The 18,397-nt window shown below is 63.1% G+C and carries 18 protein-coding genes; 13 read left to right on the top strand and 5 right to left on the bottom strand.

The features are described from left to right. The first annotated feature begins 1 nt into the window (after position 1). Genes ACF8MC_RS10740 through ACF8MC_RS10730 form a run of 3 tightly spaced genes read left to right on the top strand, consistent with a single transcriptional unit; the run spans position 2 to position 3,244 of the window. Positions 2 to 2,038 carry a protein-disulfide reductase DsbD gene (locus tag ACF8MC_RS10740; RefSeq protein WP_103774221.1) on the top strand — a complete coding sequence of 679 codons (2,037 nt, stop codon included), beginning with the start codon at positions 2 to 4 and terminating at the stop codon, positions 2,036 to 2,038. Beyond that, positions 2,035 to 2,751 (top strand): DsbA family protein, encoded by a 717-nt coding sequence (locus ACF8MC_RS10735; RefSeq protein ID WP_164105203.1) that lies wholly within the window; start codon positions 2,035 to 2,037, stop codon positions 2,749 to 2,751. Before ACF8MC_RS10740 ends, ACF8MC_RS10735 begins: the two co-directional genes overlap by 4 nt. Continuing rightward, the gene (locus ACF8MC_RS10730; RefSeq protein ID WP_033648071.1) at positions 2,744 to 3,244 is read left to right on the top strand and encodes a protein disulfide oxidoreductase; all 501 of its coding nucleotides are present in this window, start codon (positions 2,744 to 2,746) and stop codon (positions 3,242 to 3,244) included. Before ACF8MC_RS10735 ends, ACF8MC_RS10730 begins: the two co-directional genes overlap by 8 nt. On the opposite strand, the gene ACF8MC_RS10725 is transcribed toward ACF8MC_RS10730, so the two are convergent. Beyond that, positions 3,241 to 4,707 carry a PLP-dependent aminotransferase family protein gene (locus ACF8MC_RS10725; protein WP_060425852.1) on the bottom strand — a complete coding sequence of 489 codons (1,467 nt, stop codon included), beginning with the start codon at positions 4,705 to 4,707 and terminating at the stop codon, positions 3,241 to 3,243. The genes ACF8MC_RS10730 and ACF8MC_RS10725 overlap by 4 nt on opposite strands. Before the next feature lie 172 nt (positions 4,708 to 4,879). Here ACF8MC_RS10725 and ACF8MC_RS10720 point away from each other — a divergent pair, with 172 nt between their 5' ends. Together ACF8MC_RS10720 and ACF8MC_RS10715 are read left to right on the top strand one after the other, a co-directional pair. Further along, positions 4,880 to 5,875, top strand: coding sequence for a DMT family transporter (locus ACF8MC_RS10720; RefSeq protein ID WP_048321839.1), 996 nt, complete (start codon positions 4,880 to 4,882; stop codon positions 5,873 to 5,875). 156 nt (positions 5,876 to 6,031) lie between these two features. Then, complete coding sequence (locus ACF8MC_RS10715) at positions 6,032 to 6,661, top strand: CatB-related O-acetyltransferase (RefSeq protein WP_033653746.1); 630 nt, start codon at positions 6,032 to 6,034, stop codon at positions 6,659 to 6,661. A 34-nt stretch (positions 6,662 to 6,695) separates the two neighbouring features. Here ACF8MC_RS10715 and ACF8MC_RS10710 read toward each other — a convergent pair whose 3' ends face one another. Genes ACF8MC_RS10710 through ACF8MC_RS10700 form a run of 3 tightly spaced genes read right to left on the bottom strand, consistent with a single transcriptional unit; the run spans position 6,696 to position 9,652 of the window. Then, a complete protein-coding gene (locus ACF8MC_RS10710; RefSeq protein WP_033648067.1) occupies positions 6,696 to 8,213 on the bottom strand; it encodes a tripartite tricarboxylate transporter permease in 1,518 nt (505 codons plus the stop codon). Between the two features lie 11 nt (positions 8,214 to 8,224). Continuing rightward, a complete protein-coding gene (locus ACF8MC_RS10705; RefSeq protein ID WP_033635360.1) occupies positions 8,225 to 8,656 on the bottom strand; it encodes a tripartite tricarboxylate transporter TctB family protein in 432 nt (143 codons plus the stop codon). A gap of 15 nt (positions 8,657 to 8,671) precedes the next feature. Next, positions 8,672 to 9,652 (bottom strand): tripartite tricarboxylate transporter substrate binding protein, encoded by a 981-nt coding sequence (locus ACF8MC_RS10700; protein WP_033635359.1) that lies wholly within the window; start codon positions 9,650 to 9,652, stop codon positions 8,672 to 8,674. Positions 9,653 to 9,928: 276 nt separating this feature from the next. On the opposite strand from ACF8MC_RS10700, the gene ACF8MC_RS10695 reads away from it, so the two are divergent. The 3 genes from ACF8MC_RS10695 (at position 9,929) to ACF8MC_RS10685 (ending at position 12,505) form a co-directional block, all read left to right on the top strand. Continuing rightward, entirely contained in the window at positions 9,929 to 10,258 is a 330-nt protein-coding gene (locus ACF8MC_RS10695) for a hypothetical protein (protein WP_033648065.1), read from the top strand. A 167-nt stretch (positions 10,259 to 10,425) separates the two neighbouring features. Further along, positions 10,426 to 11,100: a transcriptional regulator TctD gene (tctD, locus tag ACF8MC_RS10690; protein ID WP_033648064.1), complete on the top strand. Its 675-nt coding sequence runs from the start codon at positions 10,426 to 10,428 to the stop codon at positions 11,098 to 11,100. Continuing rightward, a complete protein-coding gene (locus tag ACF8MC_RS10685) occupies positions 11,087 to 12,505 on the top strand; it encodes a sensor histidine kinase (protein ID WP_033635356.1) in 1,419 nt (472 codons plus the stop codon). The genes tctD and ACF8MC_RS10685 overlap by 14 nt, the downstream gene beginning before the upstream one ends. On the opposite strand, the gene ACF8MC_RS10680 is transcribed toward ACF8MC_RS10685, so the two are convergent. Continuing rightward, entirely contained in the window at positions 12,502 to 13,422 is a 921-nt protein-coding gene (locus tag ACF8MC_RS10680; protein WP_060438452.1) for a DMT family transporter, read from the bottom strand. The two genes, ACF8MC_RS10685 and ACF8MC_RS10680, sit on opposite strands and share 4 nt — an antisense overlap. A 117-nt stretch (positions 13,423 to 13,539) precedes the next feature. Between ACF8MC_RS10680 and ACF8MC_RS10675 the strand changes: the two genes are divergently transcribed. From ACF8MC_RS10675 to ACF8MC_RS10655, 5 genes are all read left to right on the top strand, one after another. Continuing rightward, entirely contained in the window at positions 13,540 to 14,313 is a 774-nt protein-coding gene (locus ACF8MC_RS10675) for a helix-turn-helix domain-containing protein (protein ID WP_033635354.1), read from the top strand. A gap of 53 nt (positions 14,314 to 14,366) precedes the next feature. After that, positions 14,367 to 15,488 carry a 4-phosphoerythronate dehydrogenase PdxB gene (gene pdxB, locus ACF8MC_RS10670; protein ID WP_041036078.1) on the top strand — a complete coding sequence of 374 codons (1,122 nt, stop codon included), beginning with the start codon at positions 14,367 to 14,369 and terminating at the stop codon, positions 15,486 to 15,488. Between the two features lie 110 nt (positions 15,489 to 15,598). Continuing rightward, positions 15,599 to 16,609 (top strand): aspartate-semialdehyde dehydrogenase, encoded by a 1,011-nt coding sequence (locus ACF8MC_RS10665; protein WP_033635352.1) that lies wholly within the window; start codon positions 15,599 to 15,601, stop codon positions 16,607 to 16,609. Further along, complete coding sequence (gene truA / locus ACF8MC_RS10660) at positions 16,609 to 17,430, top strand: tRNA pseudouridine(38-40) synthase TruA (protein WP_033635351.1); 822 nt, start codon at positions 16,609 to 16,611, stop codon at positions 17,428 to 17,430. Before ACF8MC_RS10665 ends, truA begins: the two co-directional genes overlap by 1 nt. A gap of 78 nt (positions 17,431 to 17,508) precedes the next feature. Continuing rightward, positions 17,509 to 18,171: a DedA family protein gene (locus tag ACF8MC_RS10655; protein WP_164105204.1), complete on the top strand. Its 663-nt coding sequence runs from the start codon at positions 17,509 to 17,511 to the stop codon at positions 18,169 to 18,171. Positions 18,172 to 18,397: the final 226 nt, after the last annotated feature.

Here is an 18,397-nt window from a genome sequence, read left to right as displayed (position 1 = left end):
CATGTTGAAAATTATCAGGCTGGCCTGCGCTTGCCTGTTTATGCTGTGGCTACCTGCCTTGCAGGCGGCGGACAGCGGCTGGCTGCAAAATCCGGCCAACGATCATGCCAAGGTGCGGCTGCGCGCCGACACGTCACAGCCGGGGGAGACCCGCCTGCTGCTGTCGGTCGAGCTGCAAAAGGGCTGGAAAACCTACTGGCGTTCCCCTGGCGAAGGCGGCATCGCGCCGGCTATCGTCTGGCAGGGCAACCCGCCGCCGGCGACCTGGCACTGGCCGACGCCGCAGCGTTTCGAAGTGGCCGGCATTTCCACCCAGGGCTATCACGATCGGGTCACGCTGCCGATCGTGATGTCAGGCCCGGTATCCGGCCCGCTGGCGGGCACCCTGACGCTGTCCACCTGCAGCAACGTCTGCATTCTGACCGACTACCCGTTCAGTCTGGATCTGACGACGCCGAACGATCCGCAGTTTAACCACGACTTCGCACAGGCGATGGGGCAGGTGCCGATCGCCGCCGGGGTGGCGGAGAGCGTCAAGGCCGGTTACCGCAACGGCGAGCTGCAGATTGCCGCCGAACGCGCCGCCGGCTGGCAGCAGCCCGCGCTGTTCTTCGATACGCTGGCGGATGCCGATCTCGGTAAACCTCAAGTCGAGACCGACGGCGCTCAGCTGTTGGCGCGGGTGCCGGTCAGCGACGGTTGGGGCGATGCGGCGCCGGATCTGCGCGGCAAAACGCTGACGCTGGTGATCGACGACGGCGGCATGGCGCAGCAGATTACGCTGCCGATTGGCGATCCGTTGGCCGCGCCCGTCGGTGCGGCGTTCCCGCTGTGGCAGGCGGTATTGATGGCGCTGGCGGGCGGGTTGATCCTCAACCTGATGCCGTGCGTGCTGCCGGTGCTGGGCATCAAGCTCGGCTCCATCCTGCAGGTGGAGCATCGCGATCGGCGCAGCGTGCGTTTGCAGTTCCTGGCGTCGTCGCTGGGTATCGTCGCCTCGTTTATGGCGCTGGCCCTGTTGATGACGCTGCTGCGGCTCGGCAACCATGCGCTCGGCTGGGGCATTCAGTTCCAGAATCCGTGGTTTATCGGTTTTATGGTGCTGGTGACGCTGCTGTTCAGCGCCAACCTGTTTGGCCTGTTCCACCTGCGCCTCTCGTCCGATCTAAACACGTCGCTGGCCACCCATAACGGGCAGGGGCTGAGCGGCCATTTCTGGCAGGGCGCGTTCGCCACGCTGTTGGCGACGCCGTGCTCGGCGCCGTTTCTCGGCACGGCGGTGGCCTTCGCGCTGGCGGCGTCGCTGCCGGTGTTGTGGGGCATGTTCATCGCGCTCGGCATCGGCATGAGCCTGCCGTGGCTGCTGATCGCCGCCTGGCCGTCGCTGGCGCTGCGCTTGCCGCGCCCCGGCCGCTGGATGAATACCGTCAAGCTGGCGATGGGGCTGCTGATGCTGGCGTCGTCGCTGTGGCTGCTGAGCCTGTTGAGCAACCATATCGGCGTGCAGGCCACGCTGTGGCTGGGGGCGTTGGCGCTGCTGGCGTTGCTGCTGGCGGTGTGGCGTCAACAGGGCGCACGGTTGGCGGCCAAGCTGGCGGCGGGCACGTTGGTGCTGGCGGGCGTGGCCTTGCTGGCCGGATCGCTGACCGCCGGCCTGTGGCGCCAGCCTTTGCAGGATCGGGTGCAGTGGCAACCGCTGAGCGAACAGGCGATTACCGAAGCGCTGGCCCAGCATAAGCGGGTGTTCGTCGACGTGACCGCCGACTGGTGTGTGACCTGTAAAGCCAACAAATTCAATGTGCTGTTGCGCGATGACGTGCAGCGCGCGCTGAGCGCCGACGACGTGGTCGCGCTGCGCGGCGACTGGAGCCGCCCGTCGGCCGACATCAGCGCCTTCCTGCAAAAGCGCGGCAGCGTCGCCGTGCCTTTCAACCAAATCTATGGCCCCGGCAGCCCGGACGGCGAGGTGTTATCCCCGCTGTTGACCCGTGACGCCGTGCTGCAAACCCTTTCCCATGCCAAAGGAACCGAACAATGAAAAAGCTACTGATTTTACTGATGATCATCGCCGCCCCGGTGTGGGCCGCAGAGCCTTTCACTCCGGCACAAGAGGCGCGTATCAAAGAGATGATCCGCGAAACGCTGGTGTCCAACCCGGACATTCTGGCGCAGGCGGTGGACGCCTGGCAGCAGCAAACCGCCGGCCAGCAGATCAGCCAGGCTATCAAGCAGAACGCCAAAACGCTGTATCAGGATCCGGCCAGCCCGCGCCTCGGCGCCGCCAACCCCAAACTGACGCTGGTGACCTTTACCGACTATAACTGCCCGTACTGCAAGCGTTTCGATCCGATGCTGGAGAAGATCGTCAAGCAATACCCGGACGTGGCGCTGGTGGTGAAACTGCTGCCGTTCAAGGGCGAAAGCTCGGTCAGTTCGGCGCGCGTGGCGCTCACCACCTGGCAGCAACATCCGGATCAATTCTGGGCCCTGCACCAGCGGCTGATGGCGAAAAAGGGCTTCCACGACAACGCCAGCATCGCCGCCGCGCAAGAGAAAACCGGCGTCAAGGCGGTGGCGCCCAGCGTACAGAGCATGACCACGCTGCGCACCAACATGGAATTGGCGGAGCAACTGGGCGTGCAGGGGACGCCGGCGACGCTGATCGGCGATCGGATGCTGCCGGGGGCGGTATCCTATGAAGAGCTGGAAGCGATGGTGAAACAGCAGCTGGCGAAGGCCAACAATGGCTAAGCTCAAGCGCTGGGGGCGCGAGTTGCTGCTGCTGGCGCTGATCGCGCTGGCGGTGGTGACGGTGATGGATTGGCTGAACGCGCCGCAGGCGCCGCCGGCCTTCGATGCCCAGACCCTGACCACGCTGGATGGCGAGAGTGTGTCGTTGGCGCAGCTCAGCCATGAGCGGCCGCTGCTGGTTTACTTCTGGGCCAGCTGGTGCGGCGTCTGCCGTTTCACCACGCCGGACGTCGCCCGTTTGCAGGCGGCGGGCGGCAACGTGCTGACCGTCGCGCTGCGCTCGGGCGACGATGCCCAGGTGAAACAATGGCTGGCGCGCAAACGGCTGGCGCTGCCGGTGGTCAACGATCCGGCCGGTACGCTCTCGGCGCAGTGGCAGATTGGCGTGACGCCGACCTTCGTGGTGGTCTCGCAGGGCAAGGTGGTGCAGACCACCACCGGCTGGACCAGCTACTGGGGGATGAAGCTGCGGCTGTGGTGGGCCGCCGTCTAACCGGCGTTTTTCTCCGTTATCACCTCCTCAATCGCCCGGCATAGCCGGGCGATACCTTCTTCAATCTGCGGCGGCGAGTTGGCGGCGAAATTCAGCCGCAGGCCGTGCGCGCCCAAATGTTCCTGCGCATAAAAGCATTCGCCGCGCGCGAAGGTCACGCCGTATCGCCAGGCGACCGGCATCAGCTCGGCGGTGGTCACCGATGCCGGCAGCGTCAGCCAGATAAACAAGCCTCCCTGCGGCGTTTCAAAGCGGCATCCCGGCGGCAGCCGCCGTTGCAAGGCGTCAATCATCACCTCCAGATGGCGGCGGTAAACGCGCCCGGCGCGCCGCAGCTGCTTGTCGTAACGGCCGACGGTGACGAAAGCGTCCAGCGCCCGCTGGATCAGGCTGGAACTGGTGAAGCTGTCGACGTGCTTCAGCCTTGCGAAGCGCTGATAGTGTTCGCTGTCCGCCACCAGATAGCCGATGCGCATGCTGGGCAGCAGCATTTTGGAGAAGGTGCTGACGTAGATCACCGCGCCCGGCTGCGCCAGCGCGCGCAGCGACGGCAGCTGTTTGCCCTGATAACGCAGATCGCCGACGAAGTCGTCTTCCAGGATCACCACGCCGGCCTGTTGAGCGATCGCCAGCAGGCGTCGCCGACGCGCCTCGCTCAGGCAGCGGCCGGTCGGGTTGTGGAAATTGGGGATGGTGTAGATCAGTTTGGGACGGTGGCGTTCTAACAATTCCGGCAGCAAATCCACCCGCATGCCGTGTCGGTCGCCCGGTACGGTGACGATATTGACGCGGTGCTGGCGCAGCAGGCCCAGCGCTTCGGCGTAGGTCGGCTCTTCGACGATCGCCGTATCGCCCGGCGCCAGCAGGCTTTGCACCACCAGGCTGATGGCGTGCTGCGAGCCGTTGGTGATCAGCACCTGTTCCGCCTGCGTGGGGATGCCCTGCGCGCTGAGAATGCGGCTCAGCGTATCGCGCAGCGGGTAGTAGCCGCAGTATTCGCCGTAGCTGAAGGCCTCTTCCGCGTGGCGGCTGAGCACCGACAGCAGCACTTTGCGAAACGCCTCCAGCGGAAACACCTTAGGGCTGCCGACGCCGGCGGCGAAGTTGATCAGCCCCTCCGGCAGCGGGGCGTCGGCGTAGCCGTCCAGCCGCGAGGTGAGGGTGGTGAAGCTTTCCAGCGGGAAAGGGGCATCGCTGCTCGGCCGGGCCGGGCGTGCCTGCATCTGCGGATGCGCGACATAGGCGCCGCTGCCGCGCCGCTGATGCAAAAAGCCCTTGGCCGCCAGTTCGGCGTAGGCGTTATCCACCGTTAAACGGCTGACCGCCAGTTCGGCCGCCAGCGTGCGCGTCGAGGGCAGTTTGTCGCCATCGACAAACACGCCGGTGAGGATGGCGCGCCGCAGCGCTTCTTCGATCTGTAAATAGAGCGGAACGTCCTGCTCGCGATCCAACGGGATATGCATGGGAAATTGGCCCGGTTATGGAGAGAGGTTTTTACTATACCCCATGTCAACAGGGCTTCAAGCGCAGAAAAGTGGCCTGCATGACAACGCCGCAAAGTGGCTATAGTGAGAAAAAATGGCCGCGTTACACTGTGCGCCTGAGCATTTATGTCGCCATTTTTCCGAGGATCTCATGTCATTACCGTCAGGCGTTTCCGCCCGGCCGGCGCTGCCCGGCGCGCGTCTTTTTCAGGGCAGCAGCCAGGGTTACGCCATCGCCATTATCAGCGCGATGCTGCTGGCCTTTACCGCCATCATCATCCGCGCGCTGACCGAGTACTATCACCTGCCGACCTTCGTGCTGGCGTTCTGGCGCGCGGCGCTGGTGGCGCTGGTGCTGTTGCCGCTGCTGTTGCTGGTGAAACCGCAGTGGGCGCGCCTGCGCCGTAAACAGGTGGCTTTCTACGCGCTTTACGGGCTGTTGCTGGCGCTGTTCAACAGCCTGTGGACGCTGTCGGTGGCGCTGAACGGCGCATCGGTGGCGACCATTCTGACCTACTGTTCGGTGGGTTTTACCGTGTTCCTCGGCTGGGTGATGTACAGCGAACGCCTGACGCTGCGCCAATTGCTGGTGATCGCCATCAGCCTGGGCGGCTGCTTCCTGGTCAGCAACGGCGACAGTATGGGGAACAGCCACTTCGATCTGCTGGGGCTGCTGGTGGGGATGTTGTCGGGCATCGGCTATACCCTGTATACCCTCGGCGGGCGGGTGGCCAGCGAACGCGGCTATCCGGTGTGGAACACCATCCTGTACGTGTTCGGTTTTTCGGCGCTGTACCAATTGGTGTTCAACGCGGCGCTGACGGCGTTCCCGCTGGCGGCGTTCCACGGCATGGCCGGCTCTCTGTGGTTCCTGTCGCACGGTGCGCAGGGCATTCAATGGAGCGGCTGGCTGTTGCTGCTGGCGTTGGCCGCCGGGCCGACGCTGCTGGGCTTCGGGCTGTACAATATCAGCCTGAAAACGCTGCCGCTGGCGGTGGCCAACCTGATCCTGTCGCTGGAGCTGGTGTTCACCGCGGTGATCGCCTATTTCCTGCTGGGGGAGAGCATGAATCAGCTGCAGCTGCTGGGCAGCGCGCTGGTGATGGGCGGGGTGCTGCTGTTGAAAAGCAAGACCGCCGAGGCGTGATCGGCTACCATTACGCCTCGCAAGAGAGGCCGTAATGATGAATAACCCGAGATTGAAACGAGCGCTTATCGCTTGAATGGCCGTGTTGAGTGAACGACAACACGGCCACAGACATTCCGTTCCGTGGCTTTTATTCCCGTAACCAGAGAATACGCCATGTCCGAAAAACACTGGTCCAACACCGAGCTGCTGCATCAGACGGTGACCAACCCGAACATTATCGTCAAAGGCACCCACAGCTACTACAGCGACTGTTGGGATAACGGCTTCGAACGCTCGGTAGTGCGCTATCTGCACGGCGACGCGGTCAGCCGGCAATGGCAGCCGCTGGGCGACATAGACCGCCTGCTGATCGGCGATTACGTGTGCATCGCGGCCGAAGCGGTGATCCTGATGGGCGGCAACCATACCCATCGCATCGACTGGCTGAGCCTGTATCCGTTTATGGCAACCATCAAGCAGGCGTACCGCCCCAAAGGCGATACCCGGCTGGGCGACGGTTGCTGGATCGGCATGCGGGCGATGCTGATGCCGGGAATCTCGATAGGTGAGGGGGCGATCGTCGCCGCCGGCAGCGTGGTGGCCGGCGATGTTGAGCCTTATGCCATCGTCGGCGGTAATCCGGCGAGGTTTATCCGTTGGCGGTTCGCGCCGGAAGTCATCGCGCGGTTGCTTGCCTTGCGCCTCTATGACTTGTCCGAGGCGGACTTTACGGTGATTCAGCCCCTGCTCGCCGATGGCGATATCGATGCGTTGGAAAGGGGAATTGCGGCCTTGCGCCGTTAAACGCAACGGGCGGGGATTCCCCGCCCGTTTCGCGTTACTCGGCCTTGGCCTCGATCGCCGATTGGCGGCGTTTGCGCATCAGGCGCAGCAGCGGCGGCAGCGCCAGTACCGCGACCGCCAGCACCAGCAGCGTTTGCGCGATGCTGCTGCTCCACAGGATGCCGAACTCGCCGTTGCTGATCGACAGCGCGCGACGCAGATTCTGCTCCAGCATCTCACCCAGCACGAAGCCCAGAATCAGCGGCGACATCGGGAAGTGCATTTTCCGCAGGATGTAGCCGAACACGCCCAACCCGACCATCAGCAGCAGGTCGAAGGTGGTGCTGTGCACCGCATAAACCCCCACCGCCGAAACCGCGGCGATCGCCGGCACCAGGAACCACAGCGGGATGGTCAGCATGCGGGTGAACAGGCCGACCAGCGGCAGGTTCATGATCAGCAGGATGACGTTGGCGATCAGCAGCGCCGCGATCAGCCCCCAGACGATATCCGGCTGTTCGGTGAACATCGCCGGGCCGGGGGTGATGTTGTACAGCGTCAGCGCGCCCATCATCACCGCCGTGGTGCCGGAACCCGGCACCCCCAGCGTCAGCATCGGAATGAACGAACCGCAGGCAGAGGCGTTGTTGGCCGCTTCCGGCGCCGCTACGCCGCGGATGTCGCCCTTGCCGAAGGTGTCGCTGTTGCCGCTGATTTTCTTCTCGGTCATGTAGGTCAGCGCGCTGGCGATAGTGGCGCCGGCGCCCGGCAGAATGCCGACGAAGAAGCCGATCACCGACGAGCGCAGGGTAGGGCCTGCGCACTGCGCCGCCTCTTTGCGGTTGAACAGCAACCGGCCGGTTTTACGCACCAGCTTTTGTCCGGCGCTGGTGCTTTCCAGCATCAGCAGGATTTCGCTGACCGAGAACAGGCCGATCACCACCACGATAAACTGCACGCCGTCGGAGAGGTGCACGCTGTCGAAGGTAAAGCGGTAAACGCCGGTATTGGCGTCGACGCCCACCGTCGCCAGCCCCAGGCCGATCAGCGCCGCCAGCAGCGATTTCAGCGGGTTCTGGCTCATCATGCTGCCGAGGCAGGCGATGGCGAACACCATCAGGGCGAAATACTCCGCCGGGCCGAAGGCCAGCGACCAGCGGGCCAGCAGCGGCGCGAACAGGATGATGCCGCCGATGGCGATCATCGAGCCAACGAACGAGCTGACCGCCGAGATGGACAGCGCCACGCCGGCGCGCCCCTGCTGCGCCATCGGGTAGCCGTCCAGCGCGGTCATGATCGCCGCCGCGTCGCCCGGCACGTTGAGCAGAATCGACGAGATGCGCCCGCCGTATTCGCAGCCGATATACACCGTCGCCAGCAGGATCAGCGCCGATTCGGCCGGCAGCTTGAGGGCAAACGCCAGCGGCAGCAGGATCGCCACGCCGTTGATCGGCCCGAGGCCCGGCAGCAGGCCGACGATGGTGCCGACGAAGCAGCCGATCAGGGCGATAATCAGGTTCTGCGGCACCAGCGCCACTTCGAACCCTTGGGTCAAATACATCCAGGTATCCATCATCGCTCCCGTTAGCTCAGCCAGGCGCCGAGCGGCAGTGTGACATCAAGAAGGCGGTCAAAGGCGTAATACAGCACTGCGCCCATGACGACGCCGGAGATCGCCGCCGCCGGCAGGCTGGCCTGAAACAGCAGGCCGATGCTGAACGTCAGCAGCGCGGTCGCCAGCGGGAAGCCCAGCCATTCAAAGCCCCAGGCATACAGCACCAGGGTGATCACCAGCACCAACAGCCGCTGCAGCACCTTGTTGTGCGGCCACTCCACCGCCTGCGGGCGGCGCAGCAACAGCAGGGCCGAGCACAGCGCCATCAGGCTGAGGATCGCCAGCGGGAACGGGCGCGGCCCCAGCGGTTCATAGCTGTATTCGCTTTGGATGCCCCAGCCGATGAACAGCCCGCCGATACACAGCAGCAGCCAAAAGCCGGCAAAAATACGATCGCTCATGGTTTTCCCCTGCGGTTATTTGGCCAGGCCGAACACTTTCGCCTGCTCACGGTATTGGGCAACCTGATTCTTCACGTAGGCGTCCAGCTCTTTGCCGGTCATGTTGAATTCGAACAGGCCGCGCAGATCGCGCTGCTGCTTGAATTCGTCGGTCGCCATCATTTTCTGGAAGGTGTCGATCCACCACTGATACTCTTCATCGCTGACTTTCGGCCCGACGTAGAAGCCGCGAATAATCGGCCACACCAGGCTGTATCCCTGTTCTTTGGCGGTCGGAATGTCGGCCAGCTGGCCCGGCAAACGTTGCTCGGCATACACCGCCAGGACGCGGATCTTGTCGCCCTGCAGGTAAGGCACCATCTCGCTCAGATCACCGGAGACCGCCTGGATATGGTTGCCGAGCAGCGCGGTGACCGGCTCGCCGCCGCCTTCGAACGCCACGTAGCGCATCTTGCGCGGATCCACGCCGACTTCGCGCGCCAGCAGCGCGGTTTTCATCCAGTCCTGGCTGCCGATGGAGGCGCCGGCGCCGAATACCACGCTGTTGGGATCTTTTTGGAAGGCGTCCATCAGGTCTTTCAGGGTTTTGTAAGGCGAGTCGGCGCGCACCGCGATCATGCCGTAGTCGGTACCGACCGCCGCCAGCCATTTCACGTCGTCCACGTTGTAGCGGCCGAACTTGCCCTGGGCCAGATTGAGCAGCGAACCGCCGGAGAAGGCCACCACGGTGCCGAACTCCGCCGGGCGCTGCGCGACGATGGCGTTGTAGGCCACCGCGCCGACGCCGCCGGGCATATAGGTGACGCGCATCGGTTTATCGATGGCCTTGGTGTCCTGCAGCGACACCTGAATCAGCTTGCAGGTCAGATCGAAGCCGCCGCCGGGCTTGGCCGGCGCGATGCATTCGGTGCGTTTGGGCGCTTCCACGGCAAAGGCCTGATTGGCTGCCAGCAGCAGGGCGGCGGCGGTAAAGGTACGGGTCATTATTTTTTTCATTGTGACTTGCCCTCGGTATTGTTCTGATTGTGAAATCCCGCCGGGTGCGGTTGCAGGATTGTTAAAACAACAACCTTTCATTTACCTTTCAGTGGCCGGAAAAGTTTCCAGTCTGTGATTAGGGTCTCTTGTCGCCGGCGAATAACGGATGCGCTACCATAGAAAAGCAGGCAAGAACAGGGCGCAAAACCGGGCAAAATCCTGCGTAATATCAGGTTTGCCGTTCTGCTTTCGCGATAAAATCACGATCGGTGAAATGAATAGAGACGCAGTGATATGTTTTCGTTAGGGAAATTGTTTGGTGGCAGGGACAGCGCCAAAGTAGGTGCGATTAAACGGTTGCCTGAGGTTTACGCTGAAATGACGGGAAAAGCCGGGCAGTGCCGTTTAAAGCGACTGCGTGCCGACGTTGGCGTTTTTGAGCTGCATTTCGTCAACGCCGACGGTGAAAAATATGCTTGCCAGATGACCGCCTGCGTGACCGGCATCGATCTGGTGTTTGCCGTCAACAACCGCTCCGTGCTGGTATCTTCACCGTTTACAGCCGACAAACTGCGCCCGGTGCTGGACATTGCCGTTGCCGATAGCCCCATTCCGCTGATCTGACACCGCCCTGCGATCGCGCCCCATACGCATAATTGTGTGCCAGCTCCCAAAACTGGCGGCGCGGCGCTCTTTTATCCCCTTATTTTCCATGCCATTCTCTGTTATCGGCCTGTTAACAGGCGCCGTGTCGGCGCCAGGTTGTTCAGGTAAATCAATGGAATGGGAACATGCGACTGTTATTGGTTGAAGATCACCCCGAGCTGTCTCACTGGTTGCAAAAGGCGCTGACCGGCGCCGGCTTTGCCGTTGACGTCGCCCCGGACGGCGTGGCGGCGGATCACCTGCTGCTCAACGAACGCTATGCGCTCGCGGTGCTGGATGTGGCGCTGCCGCGTATGAACGGCCTGGATTTGCTGGCGCGCCTGCGCAAGCGCGGGCAGGATCTGCCGGTGCTGCTGCTGACGGCACGCACCGACGTGGCCGACCGGGTGAAAGGCCTGAATCTGGGGGCGGACGATTACCTCACCAAGCCGTTCGAACTGGACGAGCTGGAAGCGCGCATCCGGGCGCTGCTGCGCCGCAGCGTCGGCGCCCCGCAGCCGGCGTTGCAATACGGCGCGTTGACCTATCACGACGAAGGCTATTTTCTGCTGGAGGGCAAGCCGCTGGCGCTGACGCCGCGCGAACTGGCGGTGCTGACCGCGCTGATGCACCGGCGCGGCCGCCCGGTGGCCAAGCAACAGCTGTTCGAACAGGTGTTCACGCTGTCCGACGAAGCCAACCCGGAGAGCATCGAGCTTTACGTACACCGCCTGCGGAAAAAGCTGCAGGGCAGCGACGTGGCGATCGTCACGCTGCGCGGCCTGGGCTACAGCCTGGAGCTGTGCAATGCGGTGGTTTAACGCGCCGCGTTCGCTGTTCTATCAACTGCTGCTGTTTTTTGGCCTGCCGTTGCTGGCGTTGGGCGGCATCTCTATCTACACCCACTATTTCAGCGCCATGAGCGCCGCCACCCTGGCCTACGATCGCACGCTGCTGGCGTCGGCGCGCACCGTGGCGGAGCGGCTGGTGGTGCGCGAAGGCAAGCTGGCGGTCGATGTGCCCTATGTGGTGCTCGACAGCTTCGAGCGCAACATGAACGATCAGCTGTATTACGAGGTGATTTCGCCGCAGGGGAAAAGCATTTCGGGCTATGACGATTTGCCGCCTTTGCCGCCCCATATCCCGCGTTCCACGCTCTACCCGGCGCTGGTGCATTTTTACGATGCGGAATACCTCGGCCGGCCGATCCGCGTGGCGGCGCTGTTTCAACCGGTCAACGAGTCGGGGGTGAGCGGCATGGCGACCATTTTGGTGGCGGAAACCCTGGAGTCGCGCCGTTACCTGGCGCGGCAGATGATGATCGCGGCGCTGTTGAGCCAGGGCACGGTGGTGGTGTTGACCCTGATCCTGGCGTTCGCGCTGCTCAAGCGGGTGTTGAAACCGATGCGTAAACTCTCCGGCATCATGCTGCGGCGCGATCCGGGCGAGCTGACGCCCTTGCCGCGGGTGTTGCCGTGGTCGGAGATGCAGCCGCTGCTGGTGGCGTTCAATCGTTACATCGAACGGCTGCGGCTGATGGTGGCGCGTCAGGAACGTTTCAGCGCCGACGCCTCCCACCAGCTGCGCACGCCGCTGGCGGTGTTGAAGACTCAGGTCGGGGTGGCGCTGGCCAGCGATCGGCCGCAGCAGTGGCGTGAAAGCCTGCAGGCGATGAGCGCGACGCTGGATAATACCGTGGCGCTGACCGATCGCCTGCTGCACCTCTCACGCCTGAAGGCCAGCGAGCACCAGGCCGAGCGCCAGCTGCAGCCGGTCAATCTGGCGCAGGTGCTGCGCGACGCCTGCTTTTCCCGCTTGCCGCAGGCGCGCAGCAAACAGATCGATCTGGGTTTCGAAGGCGAGGCGGCGTGTCAGGTGGCGGGGGAGCCGCTGCTGTTGGCCGAACTGTGCGCCAATCTGCTGGACAATGCGCTGAAATACACGCCGCGTCAGGGGATAGTGACCGCCCGCCTCACTCAGGATAAGGCGGCGGGGGAAGGCGTGCTGGAGATTGAAGACAGCGGCCCCGGCATCGCCTTGCAGGATAAGGCGCTGGCGCTGCAGCCGTTTCACCGGCTGGACAACGTGGGCGATCAGCCGGGCGCCGGCCTGGGGCTGGCGCTGGTGAAGGACATCACCGCCTATCACGGCACCCGCCCGGAGCTGCTGAGCTCCGCCGCGCTGGGCGGCCTGTTGGTGCGGGTGCGATTTAGGCTGCTGCCTTAAGCCTGTTCTTTGCAGGACTCGACGTTGGCCGCCGGGGCTTTGGCTTTACGCGTCAGCGGCGTGCGCAGCCGCTGCGACAGGATAACGCCCAGCAGGGTGATGCCGCCGCCGATCAGGTGGTAACCGTGCAGCTGCTCATGCAGGAACAGCACGGCGATAGCGGCGGTAAACACCGGCGCCAGGTTCATGAAGATCGAGGCGGTGTTGGCGCCCAGGCGCATCACGCCCTGGATCCACAGGAACGGGGCGATGATCGAAGCCGGAATGCCGGCGAACAGCACCAGCGGCAGGTTATGGCCGTTCAAGCCGACATCCTGCGCCATCAGGAAATTAGGCAGCAGCAGCAGCACGCCGAACAGGATCTGCACGTACAGCGATTGCCAGTTCGGCAGCGCGATGGCCCAGCGTTTGGTCAACACGCCATACAGCGCGTAAGAGGCGGTGGCGAGCAGCATCATCAATTCCCCCTTGCCGATACCGTGCTGCAGCAGCACGCCGGGCTGACCGCCGCTGACCAGCCAGATCAGGCCGCAGAAGGAGAGTATGCTGCCGAGCAGCACGCCGACGGTCGGCGCAATGCGCAGCAGTACGATGCTGATCAGGATGGTCAGCAGCGGGATCAGCGATACGATGATGCCCATAAACAGCGCGCTGACGCTGTGTGCGGCGTAATACGCCAGGCTTTGGTACAGCACCATGCCCAGCAAACCGAGGATCATCAATTTCCACCAGTTGGCGCGCACCTGCGCCCAGTTGCGCAGCACACCCGGCAGCACGAACGGCGTCAGGGCAATCAACGCCAGCAGCCAGCGGTAGAGCGAGATGGCCGCCGGATCGATGGCGGTGGCGGAGAGTTTGCTGACGACGGCGTTAATCGACCAAATCAGCACGGCCAACAGCGGGAAAAGCATATTCATGATAATTATTCTCAATAACGTCCAACATGCTGGCTAGTCTACGCGTGTCCGGTTTATCATATATAGCGATATCCAGACAAAAATTGGCGTAAACAAGACAAATCACGGGACGAAACCATGCCAGAAATCCGCCATTTTCCCGAGTCGCTGATCCCGGCACCCAACCCGGTGCAGTTCCGCTGCGAGGAGTTCAATGCGCGCACCGAATTCCAGCCGCACAGCCACACCTGGGGCCAGTTGATGTGGGTTAAAGCCGGGGTGATGGTGCTGCGCATCGGCGGGCAGCGCTTTCTGGCGCCGCCGGAGTTCGTGCTGTGGGCGCCGGCGGGCATCGAACACTCCTGTTACAACCAACGGCTGGCGCAGTGCCGCATGGTGGACATCACGCCGGCACTGTGCGCCGGCATGCCCGCCGATCCCTGCCTGGTGAGCGTGACGCCAATCTTCCGTGCCATCGCCGAGGATTTCTATGCGCGCAAACAGTACATTCCGCAGGCGGAGGAGGATTTGCGCCTGTGTCAGGTGCTGATCGACCAGCTGCGTCTGTCGCCGCGCCAGCAAACCTATCTGCCGTCGTCGGACGACAAGTTTTTGGCGCCGGTGCTGGAAGCGTTGGAACATTGCCCGGCGGACAACACCTCGCTGGCGGCGTGGGCGGCTCGGGTCTACACCACCGAGCGTACGCTGTCGCGCCGCTGCCAGCAGGATCTGGGCATGTCGTTCAGCGAATGGCGCCAGCGTCTGCGTTTCCTGCACGCCGTGTCGCTGCTCGAGCAGGGCAAGACGGTGCAGGACGTGGCGCTGGACGTCGGCTACAGCTCCGCGTCGGCCTTTATCGTCATGTTCCAGCAGATCGCCGGCACCACCCCTGAGCGCTTTCGCCGTGCATGATTCAGTGGCACACTATTTCGCAGACAAATAGCCGTAAACCGTCGGAGAACGCAGTGAAAATTCTGGTTGATGAAAATATGCCGTACGCGGCCGAGCTGTTCAGCCGCCTGGGCGACGTGCAGGCGGTGCCGGGCCGCCCGATCCCGCGCGAGGCGCTGGCGGATGCCGATGCGCTGATGGTGCGTTCGGTCACCAAGGTCAATGAAGCCTTGCTGGCCGGCAGCCGCATCGGCTTTGTCGGTACCGCCACCGCCGGCACCGATCACGTCGATGACGCCTGGCTGCAACGGCAGGGCATCGGTTTTTCCGCCGCGCCGGGCTGCAACGCCATTGCGGTGGTCGAGTATGTGTTCTCTGCCTTGATGCTGCTGGCCGAACGCGACGGCTTCCACCTGCGGGATAAAACCGTCGGCATCATCGGCGTGGGCAACGTCGGTTCCCGCCTGGACGCGCGCCTCAAGGCGCTGGGCGTGCGCACGCTGCTGTGCGATCCGCCGCGTGCCGATCGCGGCGACGCCGGGGAGTTTTGGCCGCTGGAGAAGCTGGTGGCCGAGGCCGACGTGCTGACCTTCCATACGCCGCTGAATAAATCCGGCCCATACCATTCGCTGCATCTGGCGGACGCCGAGCTGTTGGCGGCGCTGCCTGACAACCGCATTCTGATCAACGCCTGCCGCGGGCCGGTGGTGGACAACGCCGCGCTGCTGCAGGCGCTGGAAAAAGGCAAAAAGCTGAGCACGGTGTTGGACGTGTGGGAACCGGAGCCGGATCTCTCCTTGCCGCTGCTGGCGCGGGTGGATATCGGCACCGCGCACATCGCCGGGTATACGCTGGAAGGCAAGGCGCGCGGCACCACCCAAGTGTTCGAGGCGTTCAGCCGCCATTTGGGGCAGCCGCAGCAGGTGGCGCTGGCCTCGCTGCTGCCGGTGCCGGAGTTCAGCCAGATCCGACTCAACGGGCCGCTGGATGAAGCGCGGTTAAAACGATTGATGCACTTGGTGTATGATGTGCGCCGCGATGATGCGCCGCTGCGCAAAGTCGCCGGGCAACCGGGCGAATTCGATCGCCTGCGCAAGCACTACCAGGAGCGCCGCGAGTGGTCTTCGCTGGCCGTGCAATGCGATGACAGCGCCAGCGCCGAGCTGCTCGGCAAGCTGGGCTTCAGCGTGGCATAGCGCGTAAGGTTGTCTTAAGCCAACGCCGCTACAGTGAGCGGCAAAGATTATCGGGCGGTGGCTGCACTGCCCGTCTGCTTTTATGAATGAAATACTCTGGAGAAAACCCGATGTCTGACGGCTGGAATATCGCGCTGCTCGGCGCCACTGGCGCGGTAGGTGAAGCGTTGCTGGAATTGTTGCAGGATCGCCAGTTCCCGGTGGGTGAGCTCTATCCTCTGGCAAGCGAACGCAGCGCGGGCGCCAATGTGCGCTTCAACGGCAAGTCTCTTTTGGTGCAAAACGCCGAAGAGTTCGACTGGTCGCAGGCGCAGTTGGCCTTCTTCGTCGCCGGCAGCGACGCTTCCGCGCGCTATGCCGAAGAAGCCGGCAACATGGGCTGCCTGGTGATCGACACCAGCGGCCTGTTCGCCATGGAGCCGGATGTGCCGCTGGTGGTGCCGGGCGTCAACCCGCAGGTGCTGGCGGATTACCGCAACCGCAACATTGTGGCGGTGGCCGACAGCATGGTCAGCCAGCTGCTGACGGCGATCAAGCCGCTGACCGAACAGGCGGGGCTGTCGCGTTTGCACGTCACCACGCTGATGTCGGTATCGTCGCGCGGCAAGGCGGCGGTGGACGACTTGGCCGGCCAGAGCGCGCGCCTGCTGAACGGCATCCCGGCGGAGGAAGGCGTTTTCGGCAAGCAGCTGGCGTTCAACCTGTTGCCGCTGATTGCCGACGAGCAGGGCAGCGTGCGCGAAGAACGCCTGATCGTCGATCAGGTGCGCAAGGTGCTGCAGGATGAAGGGCTGCCGATTTCGGTGAGCTGCGTTCAGTCGCCGGTGTTTTACGGCCACGCGCAGGTGGTGCACCTGGAAGCGCTGCGCCCTCTGTCCGCCGAAGAGGCGCGCAGCGAGCTGGAAGAGGTCGAGGACATTCAGCTGAGCGAAGAGGACGATTACCCGACTCAGGTCACCGACGCCTCCGGCAGCGATGCGCTCAGCATCGGTTGTCTGCGTAACGATTACGGCATCCCCGAGCTGCTGCAGTTCTGGACGGTGGCGGACAACGTGCGCTTCGGCGGCGCGTTGATGGCTGTCGAAACCGCCGAGCGTCTGGTGCAGGAGCAGATGTACTGATGTCTGAGGTGGTCTCGCCCGCTCAGCCGACGCTGAAGATCGCGCTGGGCATCGAATATGACGGCAGCCGGTACTACGGCTGGCAGCGGCAGCAAGAAGTGGCCAGCGTGCAGCAACGCCTGGAGCAGGCGTTGAGCAAGGTGGCGGATGCGCCGATTAGCGTGCTGTGCGCCGGGCGCACCGACGCCGGAGTGCACGCCACCGGGCAGGTGGTGCATTTCGAAACCACCGCGCGCCGCAAGGACGCCGCCTGGACGATGGGGGTGAACACCCATCTGCCGCCGGACATCGCGGTGCGCTGGGTGAGCCCCGTCGCCGACGATTTCCATGCGCGCTTCAGCGCCACCGCGCGCCGCTACCGCTATATTATTTTCAACCATCGCTACCGGCCGGCGGTGCTGCAACAGGGGGTGACGCACTTTTATCACCCGCTGGACGCCGATCGCATGCACCGGGCGGCGCAGGCGCTGCTGGGCGAGAACGACTTCACTTCGTTTCGCGCGGTGCAGTGCCAGTCGCGCACCCCGTGGCGCTGCGTAAAACACGTTAAGGTTACGCGCTACGGCGAATATATTGTGGTAGATATCAAGGCGAATGCCTTTGTGCATCACATGGTTCGCAACATCGTCGGCAGCCTGATGGAGATCGGCTGCGGCAATCAGGATGAGAACTGGATGGCCGAATTGTTGGCGTTGAAGGATCGCAATCTGGCGGCGGCGACGGCGCGAGCCGAGGGGCTGTATCTGGTTGCCGTGGATTATCCCGACCACTTTGGTCTACCGCGGCCGCCGATGGGGCCGCTGTTTTTGCCCGACGATTAAACGCCGGCACGCCTGAACGCGTCGCTCCCTTGTGCTTCTGCCGGGTGATTGAAACACCCGGTATCAATGAGAGAATTTATGGACATCATCAAGTTTATTATTGATTTCATTCTGCATATTGATGTGCACCTGGCCGAACTGGTCGCACAATACGGCATGTGGGTCTACGCTATTCTGTTCCTGATCCTGTTTTGCGAAACCGGTCTGGTGGTAACGCCGTTCCTGCCGGGGGATTCTTTGCTGTTTGTCGCCGGCGCGCTGGCGGCGTTGCCGACCAACGATCTGAACGTGCACACCATGGTGGCGTTGATGGTGGTGGCGGCGATCCTCGGCGATGCGGTGAACTACACTATCGGGCGGTTGTTCGGCGAGAAGTTGTTCAGCAACCCGAACTCGAAAATTTTCCGCCGCAGCTACCTGGACAAGACGCACCAGTTCTATGAGAAGCACGGTGGAAAAACGATTATTCTGGCGCGATTTGTGCCGATCGTGCGTACTTTTGCGCCGTTCGTCGCCGGTATGGGGCATATGTCCTATCGCCACTTCGCCGCCTACAACGTGATTGGCGCACTGGTTTGGGTGCTGCTCTTCACTTATGCTGGCTACCTGTTCGGCGATCTGCCGGTGGTGCAGGAGAACCTGAAACTGTTGATCGTCGGGATCATCATCGTTTCGACTCTGCCGGGCGTGATTGAAATTTGGCGCCACAAGCGCGCGGCCGCCCGCCAGCAAAAACAGTAAAAACATCGCTTAACCTGTCGGTTCGACCAGTTTTTTGTCCACAGCGTCGGGCCGATATGGTTTAATGAGCGACATTATGGTCTGTTCCTGCGAACAACCCTGAAGCCGATGCCTCAGTCGCCGCGCTTGCCGCGCCGCGAACGGGCATTTTTTCATTGGGGTGTTTTCAGGGGGATTGTTAAAGCATGAACAGCGGACTGGCGTGTGCCAGGTTCAAACAGAAAGG

It is taken from the genome of Serratia sp. LACPHL-BACT-2024-00286 (genome assembly GCF_043109535.1).
GTDB lineage: Bacteria > Pseudomonadota > Gammaproteobacteria > Enterobacterales > Enterobacteriaceae > Serratia > Serratia sarumanii.
The sequence above is the reverse complement of the archived record's forward strand: the minus strand, read 5'-3'. Positions and strand labels throughout refer to the sequence as shown.